Origin of the sequence: Phreatobacter sp. (assembly GCF_030691135.1) — a bacterium.
GTDB lineage: Bacteria > Pseudomonadota > Alphaproteobacteria > Rhizobiales > Phreatobacteraceae > Phreatobacter.
The window spans coordinates 36,615-51,842 of sequence record NZ_JAUYFA010000029.1; the positions used below are offsets into that span (position 1 = coordinate 36,615).

At 68.8% G+C, this 15,228-nt stretch carries 12 protein-coding genes; 8 read left to right on the forward strand and 4 right to left on the reverse strand.

Annotation, left to right across the window (positions count from 1 at the left end):
• The first annotated feature begins 200 nt into the window (after window positions 1-200).
• From Q8O26_RS04295 to lexA, 6 genes are all read left to right on the forward strand, one after another.
• Complete coding sequence (locus Q8O26_RS04295; RefSeq protein ID WP_305573821.1) at window positions 201-2,042, forward strand: extracellular solute-binding protein; 1,842 nt, start codon at window positions 201-203, stop codon at window positions 2,040-2,042.
• 35 nt (window positions 2,043-2,077) lie between these two features.
• The gene (locus Q8O26_RS04300) at window positions 2,078-3,694 is read left to right on the forward strand and encodes an AMP-binding protein (protein ID WP_305573822.1); all 1,617 of its coding nucleotides are present in this window, start codon (window positions 2,078-2,080) and stop codon (window positions 3,692-3,694) included.
• Window positions 3,695-3,722: 28 nt separating this feature from the next.
• A complete protein-coding gene (locus tag Q8O26_RS04305) occupies window positions 3,723-4,412 on the forward strand; it encodes a DsbA family oxidoreductase (RefSeq protein ID WP_305573824.1) in 690 nt (229 codons plus the stop codon).
• A 41-nt stretch (window positions 4,413-4,453) separates the two neighbouring features.
• On the forward strand, window positions 4,454-4,939 hold the full coding sequence (moaC, locus tag Q8O26_RS04310) for a cyclic pyranopterin monophosphate synthase MoaC (RefSeq protein WP_305573826.1): 486 nt from the start codon (window positions 4,454-4,456) through the stop codon (window positions 4,937-4,939).
• A 3-nt stretch (window positions 4,940-4,942) separates the two neighbouring features.
• Window positions 4,943-6,145 (forward strand): gephyrin-like molybdotransferase Glp, encoded by a 1,203-nt coding sequence (gene glp / locus Q8O26_RS04315; protein WP_305573828.1) that lies wholly within the window; start codon window positions 4,943-4,945, stop codon window positions 6,143-6,145.
• 110 nt (window positions 6,146-6,255) lie between these two features.
• Window positions 6,256-6,948 (forward strand): transcriptional repressor LexA, encoded by a 693-nt coding sequence (gene lexA, locus Q8O26_RS04320; protein WP_305573830.1) that lies wholly within the window; start codon window positions 6,256-6,258, stop codon window positions 6,946-6,948.
• 6 nt (window positions 6,949-6,954) lie between these two features.
• Here the strand turns inward: lexA and Q8O26_RS04325 are convergent, their stop codons facing one another.
• Window positions 6,955-9,225, reverse strand: a complete 2,271-nt coding sequence (locus Q8O26_RS04325) for a ComEC/Rec2 family competence protein (protein ID WP_305573832.1) — start codon at window positions 9,223-9,225, stop codon at window positions 6,955-6,957.
• A 134-nt stretch (window positions 9,226-9,359) separates the two neighbouring features.
• Here Q8O26_RS04325 and gltX point away from each other — a divergent pair, with 134 nt between their 5' ends.
• Both gltX and gltA read left to right on the forward strand, forming a co-directional pair.
• Window positions 9,360-10,778: a glutamate--tRNA ligase gene (gene gltX / locus Q8O26_RS04330; RefSeq protein ID WP_305573834.1), complete on the forward strand. Its 1,419-nt coding sequence runs from the start codon at window positions 9,360-9,362 to the stop codon at window positions 10,776-10,778.
• 177 nt (window positions 10,779-10,955) lie between these two features.
• Window positions 10,956-12,254: a citrate synthase gene (gltA, locus tag Q8O26_RS04335; protein ID WP_305573836.1), complete on the forward strand. Its 1,299-nt coding sequence runs from the start codon at window positions 10,956-10,958 to the stop codon at window positions 12,252-12,254.
• 64 nt (window positions 12,255-12,318) lie between these two features.
• Here gltA and lpxB read toward each other — a convergent pair whose 3' ends face one another.
• Genes lpxB through lpxA form a run of 3 tightly spaced genes read right to left on the reverse strand, consistent with a single transcriptional unit; the run spans window position 12,319 to window position 15,225 of the window.
• Window positions 12,319-13,533: a lipid-A-disaccharide synthase gene (gene lpxB, locus Q8O26_RS04340; protein ID WP_305573838.1), complete on the reverse strand. Its 1,215-nt coding sequence runs from the start codon at window positions 13,531-13,533 to the stop codon at window positions 12,319-12,321.
• The gene (locus tag Q8O26_RS04345; protein ID WP_305573840.1) at window positions 13,530-14,381 is read right to left on the reverse strand and encodes an LpxI family protein; all 852 of its coding nucleotides are present in this window, start codon (window positions 14,379-14,381) and stop codon (window positions 13,530-13,532) included. The genes lpxB and Q8O26_RS04345 overlap by 4 nt, the downstream gene beginning before the upstream one ends.
• On the reverse strand, window positions 14,374-15,225 hold the full coding sequence (gene lpxA / locus Q8O26_RS04350) for an acyl-ACP--UDP-N-acetylglucosamine O-acyltransferase (protein WP_305573842.1): 852 nt from the start codon (window positions 15,223-15,225) through the stop codon (window positions 14,374-14,376). Before lpxA ends, Q8O26_RS04345 begins: the two co-directional genes overlap by 8 nt.
• Between the last annotated feature and the right edge of the window lie 3 nt (window positions 15,226-15,228).

A 15,228-nucleotide genomic window follows, 5' to 3' on the forward strand; every position in this document is an offset into this window, starting at 1 on the left:
CGTGTCCGTAGCGCAAGCCGGAGCCTGACGGGCCGGACCTTGAATGGGTCGGATACGGACGCGCTGTGTCGCTGCCGAACGTGGCGACATGGTGGCGCTGTCCCTCGCCGCGCTCAATAGCGGCTCGCCGGCCCGTTGAAAAGCCGGAATCACGGGTCCTTCATGCTAGGGACCAAAGCGGCCAACCCAACGGACCCCCAATGCTGCACCGCTTTCTCCTCCCCGGCCTCGCCCTCGCCGTTCTGGTGACGGGTTCGGGCGCGCCATCAGAGGCGGCTGCGGACTTTCCGCGCGCTCCGATCCGCCCGGCCATCGCCATGCATGGCGAGCCCGCCGCAGCGCCAGATGCTGCCCACCGACGCTACGTGAACCCCGACGCCCCCAAGGGCGGCCGCATCGTCCTCGGCGTGCAGGGGACTTTCGATACGCTCAATCCTTTCGTCGTCCGGGGCCTGCCGGTCCCCGGCGCCCGCCAGTATATCCACGAGACCCTGCTGGCACGCTCCTACGACGAGCCCTTCACCCTCTACCCGCAGATCGCGGCGGGGCTCGAAGTGCCGGACGACCGCTCATGGATCATCTTCCACGTCGATCCGCGCGCCCGCTTTTCCGATGGACGCCCGGTGACGGCCGCCGACATCCGCTTTTCGTTCGAGCTGCTCAGGGAGCGCGGCCGCCCCAACCACCGCGCCTATTACCGCAAGGTGCGCCAGGTCGACCTGATCGATGCGCAGACGATCCGCTTCGATGTCGCCGCGGCCAACGACCGCGAACTGCCGCTGATTCTCGGCCTGATGCCGATCCTGCCGCAACACGCAACCGACCCCGCGACCTTCGAGGACACGACGCTGCAGCCGCTCGTCGGTTCCGGGCCCTACACGGTGGGCGAGGTCCGCGCGGGCGAGAGCCTGTCCCTCAAGCGCGACCCCAACTGGTGGGGCCGCGACCTCGCCATCAACCGCGGCCTGTTCAATTTCGACGAGATCCGCTTCGAATTCTATCGCGACGGCAACACGCTCTTCGAGGCTTTCAAGAAGGGGCTGGTCGACAGCCGCGTGGAAACCGATCCCGGCCGCTGGACCTCGGGCTACGACTTTCCCGCCATGCGCGAGGGCAGGATCCTGCGCGAGACGCTGCGCCCCGGCACGCCGAAGGGCATTCGCGGCCTGACCATGAACACGCGGCGTCCGGTGTTCCAGGACGTGAGGGTGCGCGAGGCCCTGGGGCTGCTGTTCGACTTCGAATGGACCAATCACGCGCTCTATGCCGGCGGTTTCGAGCGCAGCCAGTCGCTCTTCGAGGGGTCGGAGCTTTCCGCCCGCGGCAGGCCCGCCGGTGCGGAGGAACGCAGCCTTCTCGCCGATGCCGGCGCAAGGGTCCGCGACGACATTCTCGACGGTACCTACCAGGTGCCGGTTTCCGACGGCTCGGGCAGCGACCGCACCCGCCTGCGCCAGGCGATCGCCCTGTTCGCGGCGGCCGGCTGGCGCCTCGAGGGCGGCGCCATGCGCAGCGCGGCGACGGGCCAGCCCTTCAGCTTCGAGTTCCTCGTCGCGACCCGCGACCAGGAGCGGCTCGCCCTGACTTACCAGCGCTTCCTGCAGCGGGCCGGCATCCGGATGGCGGTGCGCAACGTCGATGCCGTGCAATATGACCGACGGCTGCGTGAATATGATTTCGACATGGCCGACTACCGCTGGTGGAACACTTCGCTGTCCCCGGGCAACGAACAGGCCTTCTACTGGGGTATCGCCGCCGGCCGTTCGCCGGGCAGCCGCAACCTGCCCGGCATCGCCGATCCGGCTGTCGACAGGCTGGTTGCGGCGATCGTCGAGGCCCGGCGGCGCGAGGACCTCGTCACCGCGGCGCGGGCGCTCGACCGGGTGGTGACGTCCGGCTTCTACTGGGTGCCGCTGTTCCACCAGCCGGCACAGTGGATTGCCCACTGGAATTACATCGGCATGCCTGCCGAATCATCCGTTTTCGGCTATCTCGTTGAGACGTGGTGGCGGCGTGACGCTGGTGGGGCTGACAGACAGTGATTCTGGGGCGCGGCAAGAAGGGCAAGACTCCGGGCGTGGCAGGTCGCGTGACGCTCGACGGATTGCTGCGCCGTGCCGCCGAAATCCGCCCCGAATCGCGAGCCCTCGCTGACGCTCCCAACCGGCCTCATCTCATCGGCGGTGAGCCGCGCCAGCTGTCCTGGGCCGAGCTCGACGGCCTCGTCGACGCCCTCGCCGGACGGCTGCGGGACATGGGTCTGCCCACCGACGCCGTCGTGGCGACCCAGTTCGCCCTGTCGAGCGACGCGGTCATCGCCCTTCTCGCGCTGTCGCGCGCCGGCCTCATCGCAGCTCCCGTCCCGCTCGGCTGGGGACGGCGCGAGACATCGGCCCATCTCCAGCGGACCGGCGCCCGTGCCATCCTCACCGCCGGTCGCGTCGGACCGGTGGACTGCGCCGACATGATGCGGTTCGCCGCCGCCGAGACCTTCTCCGTCCGCTTCGTCCTGTCGCTCGGCGGACCGGCCCTCGACGGCGTCATCCCGCTCGACGACGTGCTGACGCTGCCGGTCGCGGCCGAACGGGTCGAGATCGCCCGTCCCGACAATCCCGCCGACCACGTCGCGGTGGTCACGACCGACGCGGTAGCGGCAGGCCATATCGCAGTCGCACGCAGCCACAATGAGCTGATCGCCGGAGGCCTCGCCGCCTTCATGGCCGGTGTCCCCGACGAACACTCGGTCTTCGCCGCGACCCTCGCGCCTGACTGTTTCGCCGGCATCGCCCTGCAGATCATCCCCTGGCTCATGGCCGGCGGCACCCTCATCGCCCATCCGCCGCTGGCGCTGCGCGTCGTCGTCGACCGTCTGGCCCCCGACGGCACGACCCATGCCGTGCTGCCCGCCGCAGCGGCAGCCGCCGTGGTCAACGCGCCCCTCGCCCGGCGCCCGGCACTGCGCCACCTGGCGCTCTTCTCGCGCCGGCCCGTCGAGATGCAGGCCTTTGCCGAGGCTGTGGCGGAAGGCCTCGCCGTCGACATCTTCCTCGGCATCGGCGAAACCGCGGTCGCACGCGCTCTCAAGGGCCAGCCCGGCTCGCTGATGCTCGGACCGGACACCCATACGTCCGGCGGCGGACAGTCGCCCATCCTGATCGAAACCCGCGTCTGCCCCGAAGGCCACCTGTCTGTGCGCGGCGCCATGGTGCCGCGTTCCGCCTTCCCGCCCGGCGCCGAGAACAGCCAGCCTCCGTTCTGGTCGATCGACGAAGACGGGTTCCGTGACACCGGCCTGCCGGCTGCCGCCGACAAGGCCCGCAAGAGCGTCGCCATCGGCTCGCGCGAGCCCGGGGTGGTCTCCATCGGCGGGCGCCGCTTCGCCGAAAGCGCGCTGCGCGCTGCCTACGTCGAGGCCGGCGGCGAGATCGCTCCGGTCATCAGGCCCGATCCCCTGCTCGGCGACCGCGTCTCCGGCGTCGTCGGTGACGGCCGGGCGATCGCCGGGCTCGCCGACCGGCTCCTCGACACCGGAGTGACGCCCCTCGCCATCCCCGGCGGCACGCGGCAGGCCACCCAGATGCCCTTCGAGGATACGCGGCCACGTGAGCCCGAGCCGCTGCTCGATCCCCTCGGGGATGCCCATTCCGCCCTTGCACAACTCCTGAGCGTGGCGCGCGCGGCCGCGGGGTATTAAGTCTGGGCTTTCTGTCAGGGAGCCTGCCATGGCCGACACCCCATCCTCGACCCCGCCCGCGCTGACGATCGACGTCGTGTCAGACGTCGTCTGCCCCTGGTGCTTCGTTGGCAAGCGCCGGCTGGAAAAGGCGCTGGCCCTGACACCCGACATCGCGACAGAGATCCACTGGCGGCCCTACCAGCTCGCGCCGGACCTGCCGCCCGAGGGCAAGCCGCGGCGCCAATACATGCTGGACAAATTCGGCGATCCCGCACGCATCCGGCAGATCCACGAAAGGCTGACCGGGATCGGCGCCGTAGAGGGCATCGCCTTCGATTTCGACCGCATCGCGGTCGCCCCCAACACGCTGAACGCGCACCGCCTGATTCTGTGGGCCCGCTCGCCGGAAACCCAGGGCCGCGTGGTCGAGGCCCTGTTCTCCGCCTTCTTCGTCGAGGGCCGCAACCTCGCCGACGATGCTGAACTCGTCGCGATCGGGGAATCTTGCGGTCTCGACGGTGCGCTTCTGGCGGAACTGTTGTCGACCGAGGCCGATATCGAGCGCATACGCCGTGAATATGCCTCGGCCCAGAAGATCGGCGTCACCGGCGTCCCCTTCTTCATCGTCGCCGGGCGCTACGGCATCGCCGGTGCCGAGGCGCCGGAGACGATCGCCGGCGCCATCCGGCAGGCCGCGGCGGAAGCGGACGCACCCACGGGCCACGTTGCGTCGTGACGGTCGTTGCGGAGCGTTCACGGAGGCGCTAGGTCCGATCCATGGCACAGTCGATCACCCTCACCCACCTCGATGCGAGCGGCACGGCCAACATGGTCGACGTCTCCGCCAAACCGGCCACCGAGCGCACGGCGGTCGCCGTCGGTGCGGTGGTGATGAAACCGGAGACCCTGGCGCTGGTGCGGGCGGGCGACGCCAAGAAGGGCGATGTGCTCGGCACGGCGCGCCTTGCCGGCATCATGGCCGCCAAGCGCACTCATGAGCTCATCCCGCTCTGCCATCCGCTGTTGCTGACCAAGGTCGCCGTCGACGTCACGCCGGACGACGCGCTGCCGGGCGTCAGGGTGAGCGCCACCGTCAAGGTCTCGGGCCAGACGGGTGTCGAGATGGAGGCCCTGACTGCCGTCTCCGTCGCCTGTCTGACCGTCTACGACATGGTCAAGGCCGTCGACCGCGGCATGCGGATCGAGGCCGTCCATCTCGTCGAGAAGACTGGCGGCGCCTCCGGCACCTACAGGGCGGAGTGAGCCATGGCGGGGCTGCTTCCCGTCGAAGAAGCGCTCGCCCGCGTCCTGGCAGGTGCCGCTCCCCTGCCGGAAGAGTGGATCCCCGTCGGCGCCTGCGACGGCCGTGTCCTCACCCGTGACCTCGTCTCCGGTCGCAGCCAGCCGCCGGACGACATGTCGTCGATGGACGGCTATGCGGTGCGCAGCGCCGACCTGCCCGGGCAGCTCACCGTCATCGGGGAATCGGCGGCGGGCCGCGGCTTCGGCGGTTCCGTGACCGCCGGAACCGCCGTGCGCATCTTCACCGGCGCGCCGGTGCCGGCCGGCGCCGATGCGATCGTCATGCAGGAGGACACCGCGCGCGAGGGCGACCAGGTCGTCATGGCCAGAGCTGCCCGCGACGGCCAGTTCATCCGACGCCGCGGGCTCGACTTCACCGAAGGGCTCACCGGCCTTGCGGCCGGCACCCTGATGAACCCGCGGCGCCTGGCCCTCGCCGCCGCCATGAACCATGCCAACGTTCCCGTGCACCGCAGGCCGCGGGTCGCCATCCTGTCGACCGGCGACGAACTGGTGGAGCCGGGAACGGCGCCGGGACCGGACCAGATCGTCTCCTCGAACGCGCTGGCGCTGGCCGCCATCGTCCGGCGGGCCGGTGGTGAACCCACCATGCTCGGCATCGCGCCGGACCGCCTGGACGAGACCCTTGCCCGCGTGCGCGCCGCCCGAGAAACGGGGCACGACGTCCTCGTGACGTCCGGCGGCGCCTCGGTCGGCGAATATGACCTGATGCGCGAAGTGATCGCCGCTGAGGGCGCCGCACCCGGCTTCTGGAAGATCGCGATGCGTCCGGGCAAGCCCCTGATGATGGCCGATCTCGGCCCGATGCGCCTTCTCGGACTGCCCGGCAATCCCGTCGCCTCCTTCGTCTGTGCCACCCTGTTCCTGCGGCCGCTGCTGCTCCGCCTGGCTGGCCGCGCCGACCGGACCGACGAGACCGAGGACGCGGTTCTCGGCACGGATGTCGGCCCCAACGACCTCAGGGCCGATCACCTGCGCGCAACCCTTGCGACCCGCGACGGCCGCCTCGTCGCGACGCCCTTTCCGGTCCAGGACTCGTCGATGATCCGGGTGCTCGCCGAAGCCGACGCCCTCATCCTCCGGCCGCCGCACGCGCCGGCCGCGGCAGCGGGCAGTCCCTGCCGGATCCTGCGGCTCGATCCCTAGTCCCGCTCTTTACCGGATATCAACGGTTGCGGAACACATAAAGAACGAATAGTGATTGTTCATGGTCTGTTCGGCTGAGTCGGGCCGATGAAATCCAGGGACGGAAACCGATGCTGACGCGCAAGCAACATGAACTTCTCCGCTTCATCCAGGAGCGACTGAAGGAAAGCGGCGTGCCCCCCTCTTTCGACGAGATGAAGGAAGCACTCGACCTGAAGTCGAAGTCAGGCATCCACCGGCTGATCACGGCGCTGGAGGAACGGGGCTTCATTCGCCGGCTACCCAACAGGGCCCGTGCGCTGGAAGTGATTCGCCAGCCGGAACAGTCTGCCGGTCCCGCCCGTGGCAAATTCTCGCCGAGCGTCATCGAAGGCTCGCTCGGTCGCGCCCGCCCCTCGGCGCCGGACGACGACGTGGTCATGCCGGTTTCCGTGCCGCTGATGGGCCGCATCGCCGCGGGCGTGCCGCGCGAGGCGATCGAACAGCGCATGTCCACCGTATCGGTTCCGCCGGAAATGCTGACCCGCGGCGAACATTATGCGCTCGAAGTCAGGGGCGATTCCATGATCGAGGCGGGCATCCTGGAGGGTGATCTCGCGCTGATTCGCAAGGGTGACAGCGCCGAGACCGGCGATATCGTCGTCGCCCTGATCGACGACGAGGAGGCGACCCTCAAGCGCCTGCGCAAGCGCGGAACCTCGATCGCCCTCGAGGCGGCAAACCCCGCCTATGAGACGCGGGTTCTGGGTCCCGACCGGGTGCAGATCCAGGGCAAGCTGGTCGGCCTGATCAGGCGTTACTGAGGCTTTTTACTGAGCCGGCTCCGGAACGGACTCGTCCAGGTCTGGGATCGTCTCCGCCTCCGGGTCGTTTCCTGCCGGAACGGCCGGCTCGGCGCGCCCGGGAATTTTGAGGACCGGCGGCACCTCCCCGGTCGGTCGCGGCCTGAACCAGGGTCGGTCGGCACCCGCCGGCCGGGCGGTTTCGACCCGCCAGCCCGCGGGTTCGTCATGGATCCGCAGCGCCCCTGTCCAGGCGACGGCGCGCAGGTCGACGACGATGGCGGCGCAGCCTGCCGGAGGATCGTTCCGCGTCACGACGATCCGCGCTTCGCGGCAATCGTCCGAGAGGGCATCGGGGTGACGCGGCACCGCGATCCGGCCGCCGCCCGCCAGCGGCATGGCACAACCGAGCGGATCGCAGCGGACGCCTTCCTGCAGCGTCTCGTCGCTGGCACTGCGCCGGTCGGCTTCCCCGATCAGCCAGCGTTGGACGGCGAAACGGTTGCCCCGCGCCGAGACGACCCGCAGACGGCCGTCCGGCCCGCGGGCGGCGACCGTCGCCCCCTCCCCGTCGATGAGGAGCAGCGGGCGCTGGCCGTTCGGCGCGATGAGGAGGCCCAGCACGACGACCGGCACTCCGAGCCAGCGCAGCGGCGTCGAGAACAGCCCCAGGATGATGAAGCCGGCGGATAGTGTCAGCAACCCGGTCGGATGGAGCGAGGCCACGATGATGCGGCCACCCGGCCAGGACGCCACCCATTCGCCCGAGCGCACGAAAAGATCGATGCCAAGGCCGGCCAGCGCCCAGATCGGCTTGTCCCAGCCGAAGGGCCAGAGCAGCAGTGCGAGGATCTGCAGCGGCATCACGAAGAACTCGATGATCGGCGCACCGAGGAGGTTTCCGGCGACGCCGTAGAGATGCACCGTGTTGAAATGGAAGGCCGCATAGGGCGTCGTTGCCAGGGAGGCGACGAAGGAACTGGAGGCGAGCCCGATGACACCGTTGGTGACGATGAGAACGGATCGCCCCCACCCGGCGGGATCACCCGATTGCCGCTCGGCCCAGGGGCGCAGCGTGACATAGCCGGCAATGAGCGCCAGCGTCGCCGCGAAGGACATCTGGAAGCTTGGGCCGAGGAGACTTTCCGGCGCGATCACCAGGACGGCGACGGCCGCCAGCGCGAGAGTCCTGAGCGTCAGCGCGCCGCGGTCGAGAGCGACACCGAGCAGAACCACGGCGATCATGATCCACGACCGCTGGGTCGCCACCTCCGCCCCGGATATGACGAGATAGGCGGTGGAGACGAGAAGCGCGACGAGTGCCGCCCAGGCCTTCACGTGGCGGGTCAGCGCCAGAGCCGGCACCAGGGCGAGCCCGCCGCGCACCACGGCGAAGATCAGCGCCGCGACCAGCGCCATGTGGAAGCCGGAGATCGACAGGATGTGATATGTGCCGGCGGCCCGCATCGCCTCGTTGATGCCTTCGGGAATGCCGTCGCGCTTGCCGGTGACCAGCGCGTCGGCGATGGCACCCGCCGGACCTGGGATGGCGGCGCGGATCCGCGTGCTGATGGCGCTCCTGACGGTGTCGAGGCCGGCCCTCAGCCGCACTGGCCACGGCGGATTCCCGGTAGCGGATGCGGCGCCGACCGTGACCGCACCGATGACGAAGCCGCTGGCGCCGAGCCCCATGAAATAGGCATCGCGGCCGAAGTCGTAATGTCCGGGTGCCGCGGGATCGGCGGGCGGGCGCAGCCGCGCCATCAGCGTGACCGGCTGTCCGACGGCGACGGCGGTCCGCATCCGGCTGGTGACCCGGATCCGCTGGGGCATCCGGTCGGGTGCCGGGCTCACCGCGGTGACATGCAGCGTCAGACGGTCGCCTGCCTCCCGCTTCTCCAGCGCCTCGACCCAGGCCTCGATACGGACGACACCGGTTTCAGCGGCGAGGACCGGGTGTTTCATCCAATGGGTCTTCAGCGTCGCGGAGGAAAAACCCGCCGCCATGGCGGCCAGAGCCGACACGACCAGGAACGCCGCGTAGCGTTGTCGAAGGCGGAAGGCGACGAGGCAGAGCGCCGCGAGGAGTGTGAGCGGCGCGGCGAGAGCCGGCTCGTCGGGCGCGGCGAAATAGAGGAGAATGCCGGCGCCCATCGCCACCGGCAGCATCAGGAAGGCGCGTCCACGTTCGAGCTCCAGCGCGCCCCAGGCCCGCAGGCGGCCTTTCCAGACATCGAGGGTGAGACCGGGCCAGACACCTGCCAACGGCCAGGCGCGACCGGCCACGGCGGCAGCCATGGTCTTCGCCCGCGCTCTCACCTTGTCGCCCCCATGGGGCCGCTCCCCAAGCCGTCTACAACATGCTACAGCCACGCGCTTTCCGGCGCCGAGTCTAGCGCGGCCCGGCTTGCCCTGTCGTCTTGGGAAGAATCATGACCGTCGTCACCCGCTTTGCCCCCTCCCCGACGGGCTTCCTGCATATCGGCGGTGCCCGCACCGCGCTGTTCAACTGGCTCTATGCGAGGAAGACCGGCGGCAAGATGCTGCTGCGGATCGAGGACACAGACCGCCAACGTTCCACGACCGAAGCGATCGACGCGATCCTCGACGGCCTCTCCTGGCTCGGTCTCGCATGGGACGACGCGACCATCTTCCAGTTCGCCCGCGCCGAGCGTCACGCCGAGGTCGCACATCAGTTGCTGGCGGCCGGCCGCGCCTATCACTGCTACGCATCCCCCGAGGAACTGGACGAGATGCGGGCACAGGCCATGAAGGACGGTCGTCCGCCGCGCTATGACGGCCGCTGGCGTGACCGCGACCCCTCCGAGGCACCGGCTGGCATTCAGCCCGTCGTGCGTCTCAAGGGCCGGCAGGACGGCGAGACGGTGGTCGACGACCTCGTCCAGGGCCGCGTCGTCATCCCCAACAAGGATCTCGACGACCTCGTCCTGCTGCGCTCGGACGGTACGCCGACCTATATGCACGCCGTCGTCGTCGACGACCACGACATGGGGATCACCCATATCATCCGCGGCGTCGACCACCTGACCAATGCCGCCCGCCAGACACAGATCTACGAGGCACTCGGCTGGCCGGTGCCGGCCATGGCTCATATCCCACTGATCCACGGCCCCGACGGCGCCAAGCTCTCCAAGCGCCACGGCGCCCTCGGCGTCGAGCAGTACCGCGCCCTCGGCTACCTGCCCGAGGCGCTGCGCAACTATCTCGTGCGGCTCGGCTGGAGCCAGGGCGACAAGGAATTCTTCTCGACCGAGGAGATGATCGAGGCCTTCGACCTCTCTGGCATCGGCCGCTCGCCGGCCCGTTTCGACCTCACCAAGCTCGAAGCGGTCAACGGCCATTACATCCGCCACGCCGACGACACCCGGCTACTCGCCGCCATCGACGACATCCTGCCCCATATCGAGGGCGGCGCGGAGATCGCCGCTACCCTGACCGATTCGCGTCGCGCCCAGGTGCTCAAAGCCATGCCGGGCATCAAGGAGCGCGCCAGAACCGTGCTGGAACTGATCGACGGCGCCGGCTTCATCCTTGCGAACCGCCCTCTCGCCGTCGACACCAAGGCGGCCGACCTGCTGTCGCCGCAAGCGCGCCGCCACCTGTCGTCGCTGCATGCCCGCCTCGCGGCGCTCGAGGCATGGACCGCCGCGGCGGCAGATGCCGCTGTCCGTGCTGAGGCCGAAGCGCAGGGCATCAAGCTCGGAGCCATCGCCCAGCCGCTGCGTGCAGCACTGACCGGTCGCACCACCTCGCCGGGCATCTTCGACGTCCTCGAGGTTCTCGGCCGCGAAGAAAGCCTCGCCCGTATCGCCGATCAGATGCAGGCCTGACGCCGACTGCCAGGACCCGCAGATCCCACGTCACAGCACTGTCGCGGGGCGGGCCCTACGCAGCCGCACGCGCTTGCTGCTTGGACAAAAAGCGTCTATCCGGTTTCTGGGGCGCGACGGGTGGACTACACCATAGCCGGGCACGCATTTTCGGATAGGGAATTCAAGGGGTTGCTGATGTCTGCAAGCGCAAAGACCGCGACACTCACTCTTGGCGACAAGACCATTCCGCTGCCGATTTCCAACGGAACCGTGGGACCGTCGACCGTCGATATCGGCAAGCTCTACGCACAGACCGGGATGTTCACCTACGACCCGGGTTTCACCTCGACCGCCAGCTGCGAAAGCAAGATCACCTATATCGACGGCGACGAGGGCGTTCTCCTCTATCGCGGCTACCCGATCGAGCAGCTCGCCGAGCACGGCGACTTCCTGGAGACCTGCTACCTGCTGCTCTACGGGGACCTGCCGACCGCCGCCCAGAAGGCCGACTTCGACTATCGCGTCACGCACCACACCATGGTGCACGACCAGATGAGCCGCTTCTTCACCGGCTTCCGCCGCGACGCCCACCCGATGGCGGTCATGGTCGCGGCCGTCGGCGCCCTGTCGGCTTTCTACCACGACTCGATCGACATCGCCGATCCGCATCAGCGGATGATCTCCTCGATCCGCCTCGTGGCCAAGCTGCCGACGCTCGCCGCCATGGCCTTCAAATACTCCATCGGTCAGCCCTTCGTTTACCCGCAGAACTCGCTCGACTACGCGTCGAACTTCCTGCGCATGTGCTTCTCCGTGCCGGCCGAGGAGTACAAGGCCAATCCGGTCCTGGCCCGCGCCATGGACCGCATCTTCATCCTGCACGCCGATCACGAGCAGAACGCCTCGACGTCGACGGTGCGCCTCGCGGGCTCGTCGGGCGCCAATCCCTTCGCCTGCATCGCCGCCGGAATCGCCTGCCTCTGGGGCCCGGCCCATGGCGGCGCCAACGAGGCCGCGCTGAAGATGCTCGGCGAGATCGGCTCGGTCGAGAACATCCCGAAATTCGTCGCCAAGGCGAAGGACAAGAACGATCCGTTCCGCCTGATGGGCTTCGGCCACCGCGTCTACAAGAACTATGATCCGCGCGCCAAGATCATGCAGAAGACCTGCCACGAGGTCCTCGGCGAACTCGGCATCAAGGACGACCCGCTGCTCGACGTCGCCGTCGAACTGGAGCGCATCGCACTTTCGGACGATTACTTCATCGAGAAGAAGCTCTATCCGAACATCGACTTCTATTCGGGCATCACCCTCAAGGCGATGGGATTCCCGACCGACATGTTCACCGTGCTCTTCGCCCTCGCCCGCACCGTCGGCTGGATCGCCCAGTGGAAGGAAATGATCGAGGACCCGCAGCAGAAGATCGGCCGTCCGCGCCAGCTCTACACGGGCGAGCCGCGGCGCGATTACACGCCGATCTCCAGGCGCAAGTGATCTTCAGGTGCAAGTGATCTTCAGGCGCATCTGATCGCGGCGGCTTTCCGCCCGACAGGATGGTTCAGCGGGGCGCTTCGGCGCCCCGTTCCTTTTCGGGCGGCACGGATTCTCGCAGGCAGTCGAGGACGATGCGGGCAGCCTTGATGCTCGGTGCTATGCCGGCAAAGTCCATGATCCCGTCGATCCGGGCGAAGGCGGCGATCTGACGCTCCCGCGCCGGCCCCTCAACCAGGATCGCCGAGAGCGCCGTGGCCACGGCATCGACCGTTCCATATTCCTGCAGGAATTCCGGCACCACCTTCTCGCCGACAACCAGGTTGGCGAGCACGGCCGTGTCGACGGTGATCAGGCGGCGGACGATCTGTGCCTCCAGCCATCCGCCCCGGTAGGCCACGACCTGCGGCACACCGGCGACGGCGAGTTCCAGTGTGACCGTGCCGGAACAGGCGAGGGCCGCATGGGCAGACCGGAACGCGGCGAATTTCGCGGCCTCACCGTCGACGATGCGCGGCTTGACCGGCCATGACGCGATCTCGCGGACGATCAGGTCGCGATGCTGGGCAACCGCCGGCAGCAGCCAGTCGATCGGACCGTGCTCGGCCTCGACCCGCGCCAGCACCCCGGCATAGAGCGGCGACAGGCGGGTAATCTCGTTGCGTCGGCTGCCCGGCAGAACCAGGACCTGCGGCGGGGCCTCGGTCCGTCGACGCGCCTCTTCGGGCCCAGGCCTGATCTCGGCGAGCCGCTCGCTGATCGGGTGGCCGACATAGGTGGTCGGCGGGCCGCCGAGTCGGCGATGGACCTCGGGCTCGAAGGGCAGCAGCGCCAGGAGATGGTCGATATAGGGGCGCATCTCGGCCGCCCGTCCAGGGCGCCAGGCCCAGACCGTCGGCGAGACATAGAAGACGATGGGAATTTCCGGGCGGAGCTTGCGCACCTGCCGCGCCACCCGCCGGTTGAAGCCCGGCGCGTCGATCAGGACCAGCACGTCCGGAGGATCGGCGAGGATGGCGGCGACCGTCTCGCGGATCCGCCTGAGCACACGGGGAATGTGGACGATGATGGAGGTGATCCCTAACAGGGCGATCTCCACCATGGGGAACTGCGAGGCCAGCCCGCGGGCTGTCATGCGCGGCCCGGCGACGCCGCGGAAGGCGACGGGCGCGGCACGTTCGCTGACGAGCGCATCCATCAGGTGGGCGCCCAACTGGTCGCCGGATTCCTCGCCGGCGACGATGAACACATCGAGCGCTGCTCGGCCGGTCGCGGCGTTCATCGCGTCCCGTCCGCCGTGACGCCGACGACGAAGAGACCATGGCGATCCGCGAGGCGGATGACCTCCTGCAGGTCGACGACGAGGGTCGAGCCGGCGACCACGGCGATCCCTTTGAGGCCAGCCGCAGCGGCCTTCTCGACCGTCGCCGGCCCGATGGCCGGCATGTCGACGCGGCGGTCCTGGTGCGGCTTGGGCGCCTTGACGAGGACGCCGCTGCCTCGCGGCCATTTCAGCCGCCCGGCTGCCTGCATGGTGGCGCAGCGGTCCAGCATCCCGTCGGTGCCCTCGGCCCCCTCGACCGCGACGATGCGGCGGCCGCCGATGACCATCCCCTGGCCGACATCATAGGGCCCAAGCGCCGCGATCGCGTCTCGGGCAAGCGCGATATCCTCACTGTCGCCCTCGGACGGGTGCAGTGATCCCAGGGGCCCTTCCGGAATGAGCAGTTCCGGCGCCACGTCCTGCGCACCGACAAGCCGGAACCCTTCGCGCTCGAAAATGCCGGCGATGCCGCGCAGGAGGTGATCGTCGCCGCCGCGATAGAGGCGCAACAGATCCGGGAGCACGCGCAGGCCCCCGAGGTCCGGCATGGTGGTCCAGAGATTGGGGCGCACCAGCGAGCCGATCAGGACGAGATCACGGCAACCGGCCTTCCGCGCCTGCCCGACCATGGCGCCGAACTGGCCGATGCCGATCCAGACATGCGGATAGGCCTCGAGCTCGGTTCCGGCGATGCCCTTCAGCAGCAACGCGAAGACGGGACGGCCCTGCGCCGTCGCCGCCCGCGCCAGCGCCAATGGGAAACTGCCGGCTCCCGCAATGATGCCGAGCGGGCTGGTCTCACTCATCGGCGGCGGTCGTGCCCGTCCCGGCGACCCGCGTCTTCTTCGGTGCCGCCATCATCACCGGGCGCTTCTCGCCGGCCTCGATGAATGCGATCAGCCGGCCGGCGGCAGGGTGGTCGCGATAGGCCGCGGTCGCGTCCACAAGACGCTCGGCGAAGGTGCCGACGCCGTAGAACAGCGTATCGTAGCAGGCGCGCACCACCCTGAGGTCGTCGCGGCTGAAGCCGCGGCGTTTCATGCCAACGACGTTGAGGCCGATCAGCTCGCCCGACGTTCCGTTGGCGCCGAAGGCCATGCCAAAGGGAATGACGTCGTCCTTGACGCCGGTGACGCCGCCGACCATGGCGTAATCGCCGATCCGGGTGAACTGATGAATGGCGCAAAGGCCGCCGAGGAAGACGTAGTCGCCGACCTTCACATGGCCGCCGAGCATGGCTGCATTGGCGAAGATGACATTGTTGCCGACCCGGCAGTCATGGGCGACATGGGCATAGGCCATCAGGAAGCAGCGATCGCCGATGATCGTGGCGCCGCTCTTCGCCGTGCCGCGGTTGATCGTCACGCTTTCCCGGACGACGCAGTCCTCGCCGAGGATCGCCGAGGTCGCATCGCCCTTGTATGACAGGTCCTGCGGCGCCGTGCCGATGGACGAGAAGGGGAAAATCTCGCTGCGTGCCCCGATCGTCGTATGGCCGTCGAGATTGACATGGGAATGCAGGGTGACGCCGTCACCGAGCACGACGTCCGGGCCGACGGTGCAGAAGGGCCCGATCCCGACCCCCTGCCCCAACTGGGCGGCAGGCGCCACATAGGCAAGGGGGTGAATCTCGGTCGCGCGCGCTCTCATCGG

Bases quoted from the DNA above. Each gene is read 5' to 3' on its own strand.
- moaC (WP_305573826.1), top strand. From the start codon at position 4,454: ATGGCACAGTCGATCACCCTCACCCACCTCGATGCGAGCGGCACGGCC.
- glp (WP_305573828.1), top strand. From the start codon at position 4,943: ATGGCGGGGCTGCTTCCCGTCGAAGAAGCGCTCGCCCGCGTCCTGGCA.
- gltX (WP_305573834.1), top strand. From the start codon at position 9,360: ATGACCGTCGTCACCCGCTTTGCCCCCTCCCCGACGGGCTTCCTGCAT.
- lpxB (WP_305573838.1), bottom strand. From the start codon at position 13,533: ATGAACGCCGCGACCGGCCGAGCAGCGCTCGATGTGTTCATCGTCGCC.
- Q8O26_RS04305 (WP_305573824.1), top strand. From the start codon at position 3,723: ATGGCCGACACCCCATCCTCGACCCCGCCCGCGCTGACGATCGACGTC.
- Q8O26_RS04345 (WP_305573840.1), bottom strand. From the start codon at position 14,381: ATGAGTGAGACCAGCCCGCTCGGCATCATTGCGGGAGCCGGCAGTTTC.
- Q8O26_RS04325 (WP_305573832.1), bottom strand. From the start codon at position 9,225: ATGGCTGCCGCCGTGGCCGGTCGCGCCTGGCCGTTGGCAGGTGTCTGG.
- lpxA (WP_305573842.1), bottom strand. From the start codon at position 15,225: ATGAGAGCGCGCGCGACCGAGATTCACCCCCTTGCCTATGTGGCGCCT.
- lexA (WP_305573830.1), top strand. From the start codon at position 6,256: ATGCTGACGCGCAAGCAACATGAACTTCTCCGCTTCATCCAGGAGCGA.
- gltA (WP_305573836.1), top strand. From the start codon at position 10,956: ATGTCTGCAAGCGCAAAGACCGCGACACTCACTCTTGGCGACAAGACC.
- Q8O26_RS04295 (WP_305573821.1), top strand. From the start codon at position 201: ATGCTGCACCGCTTTCTCCTCCCCGGCCTCGCCCTCGCCGTTCTGGTG.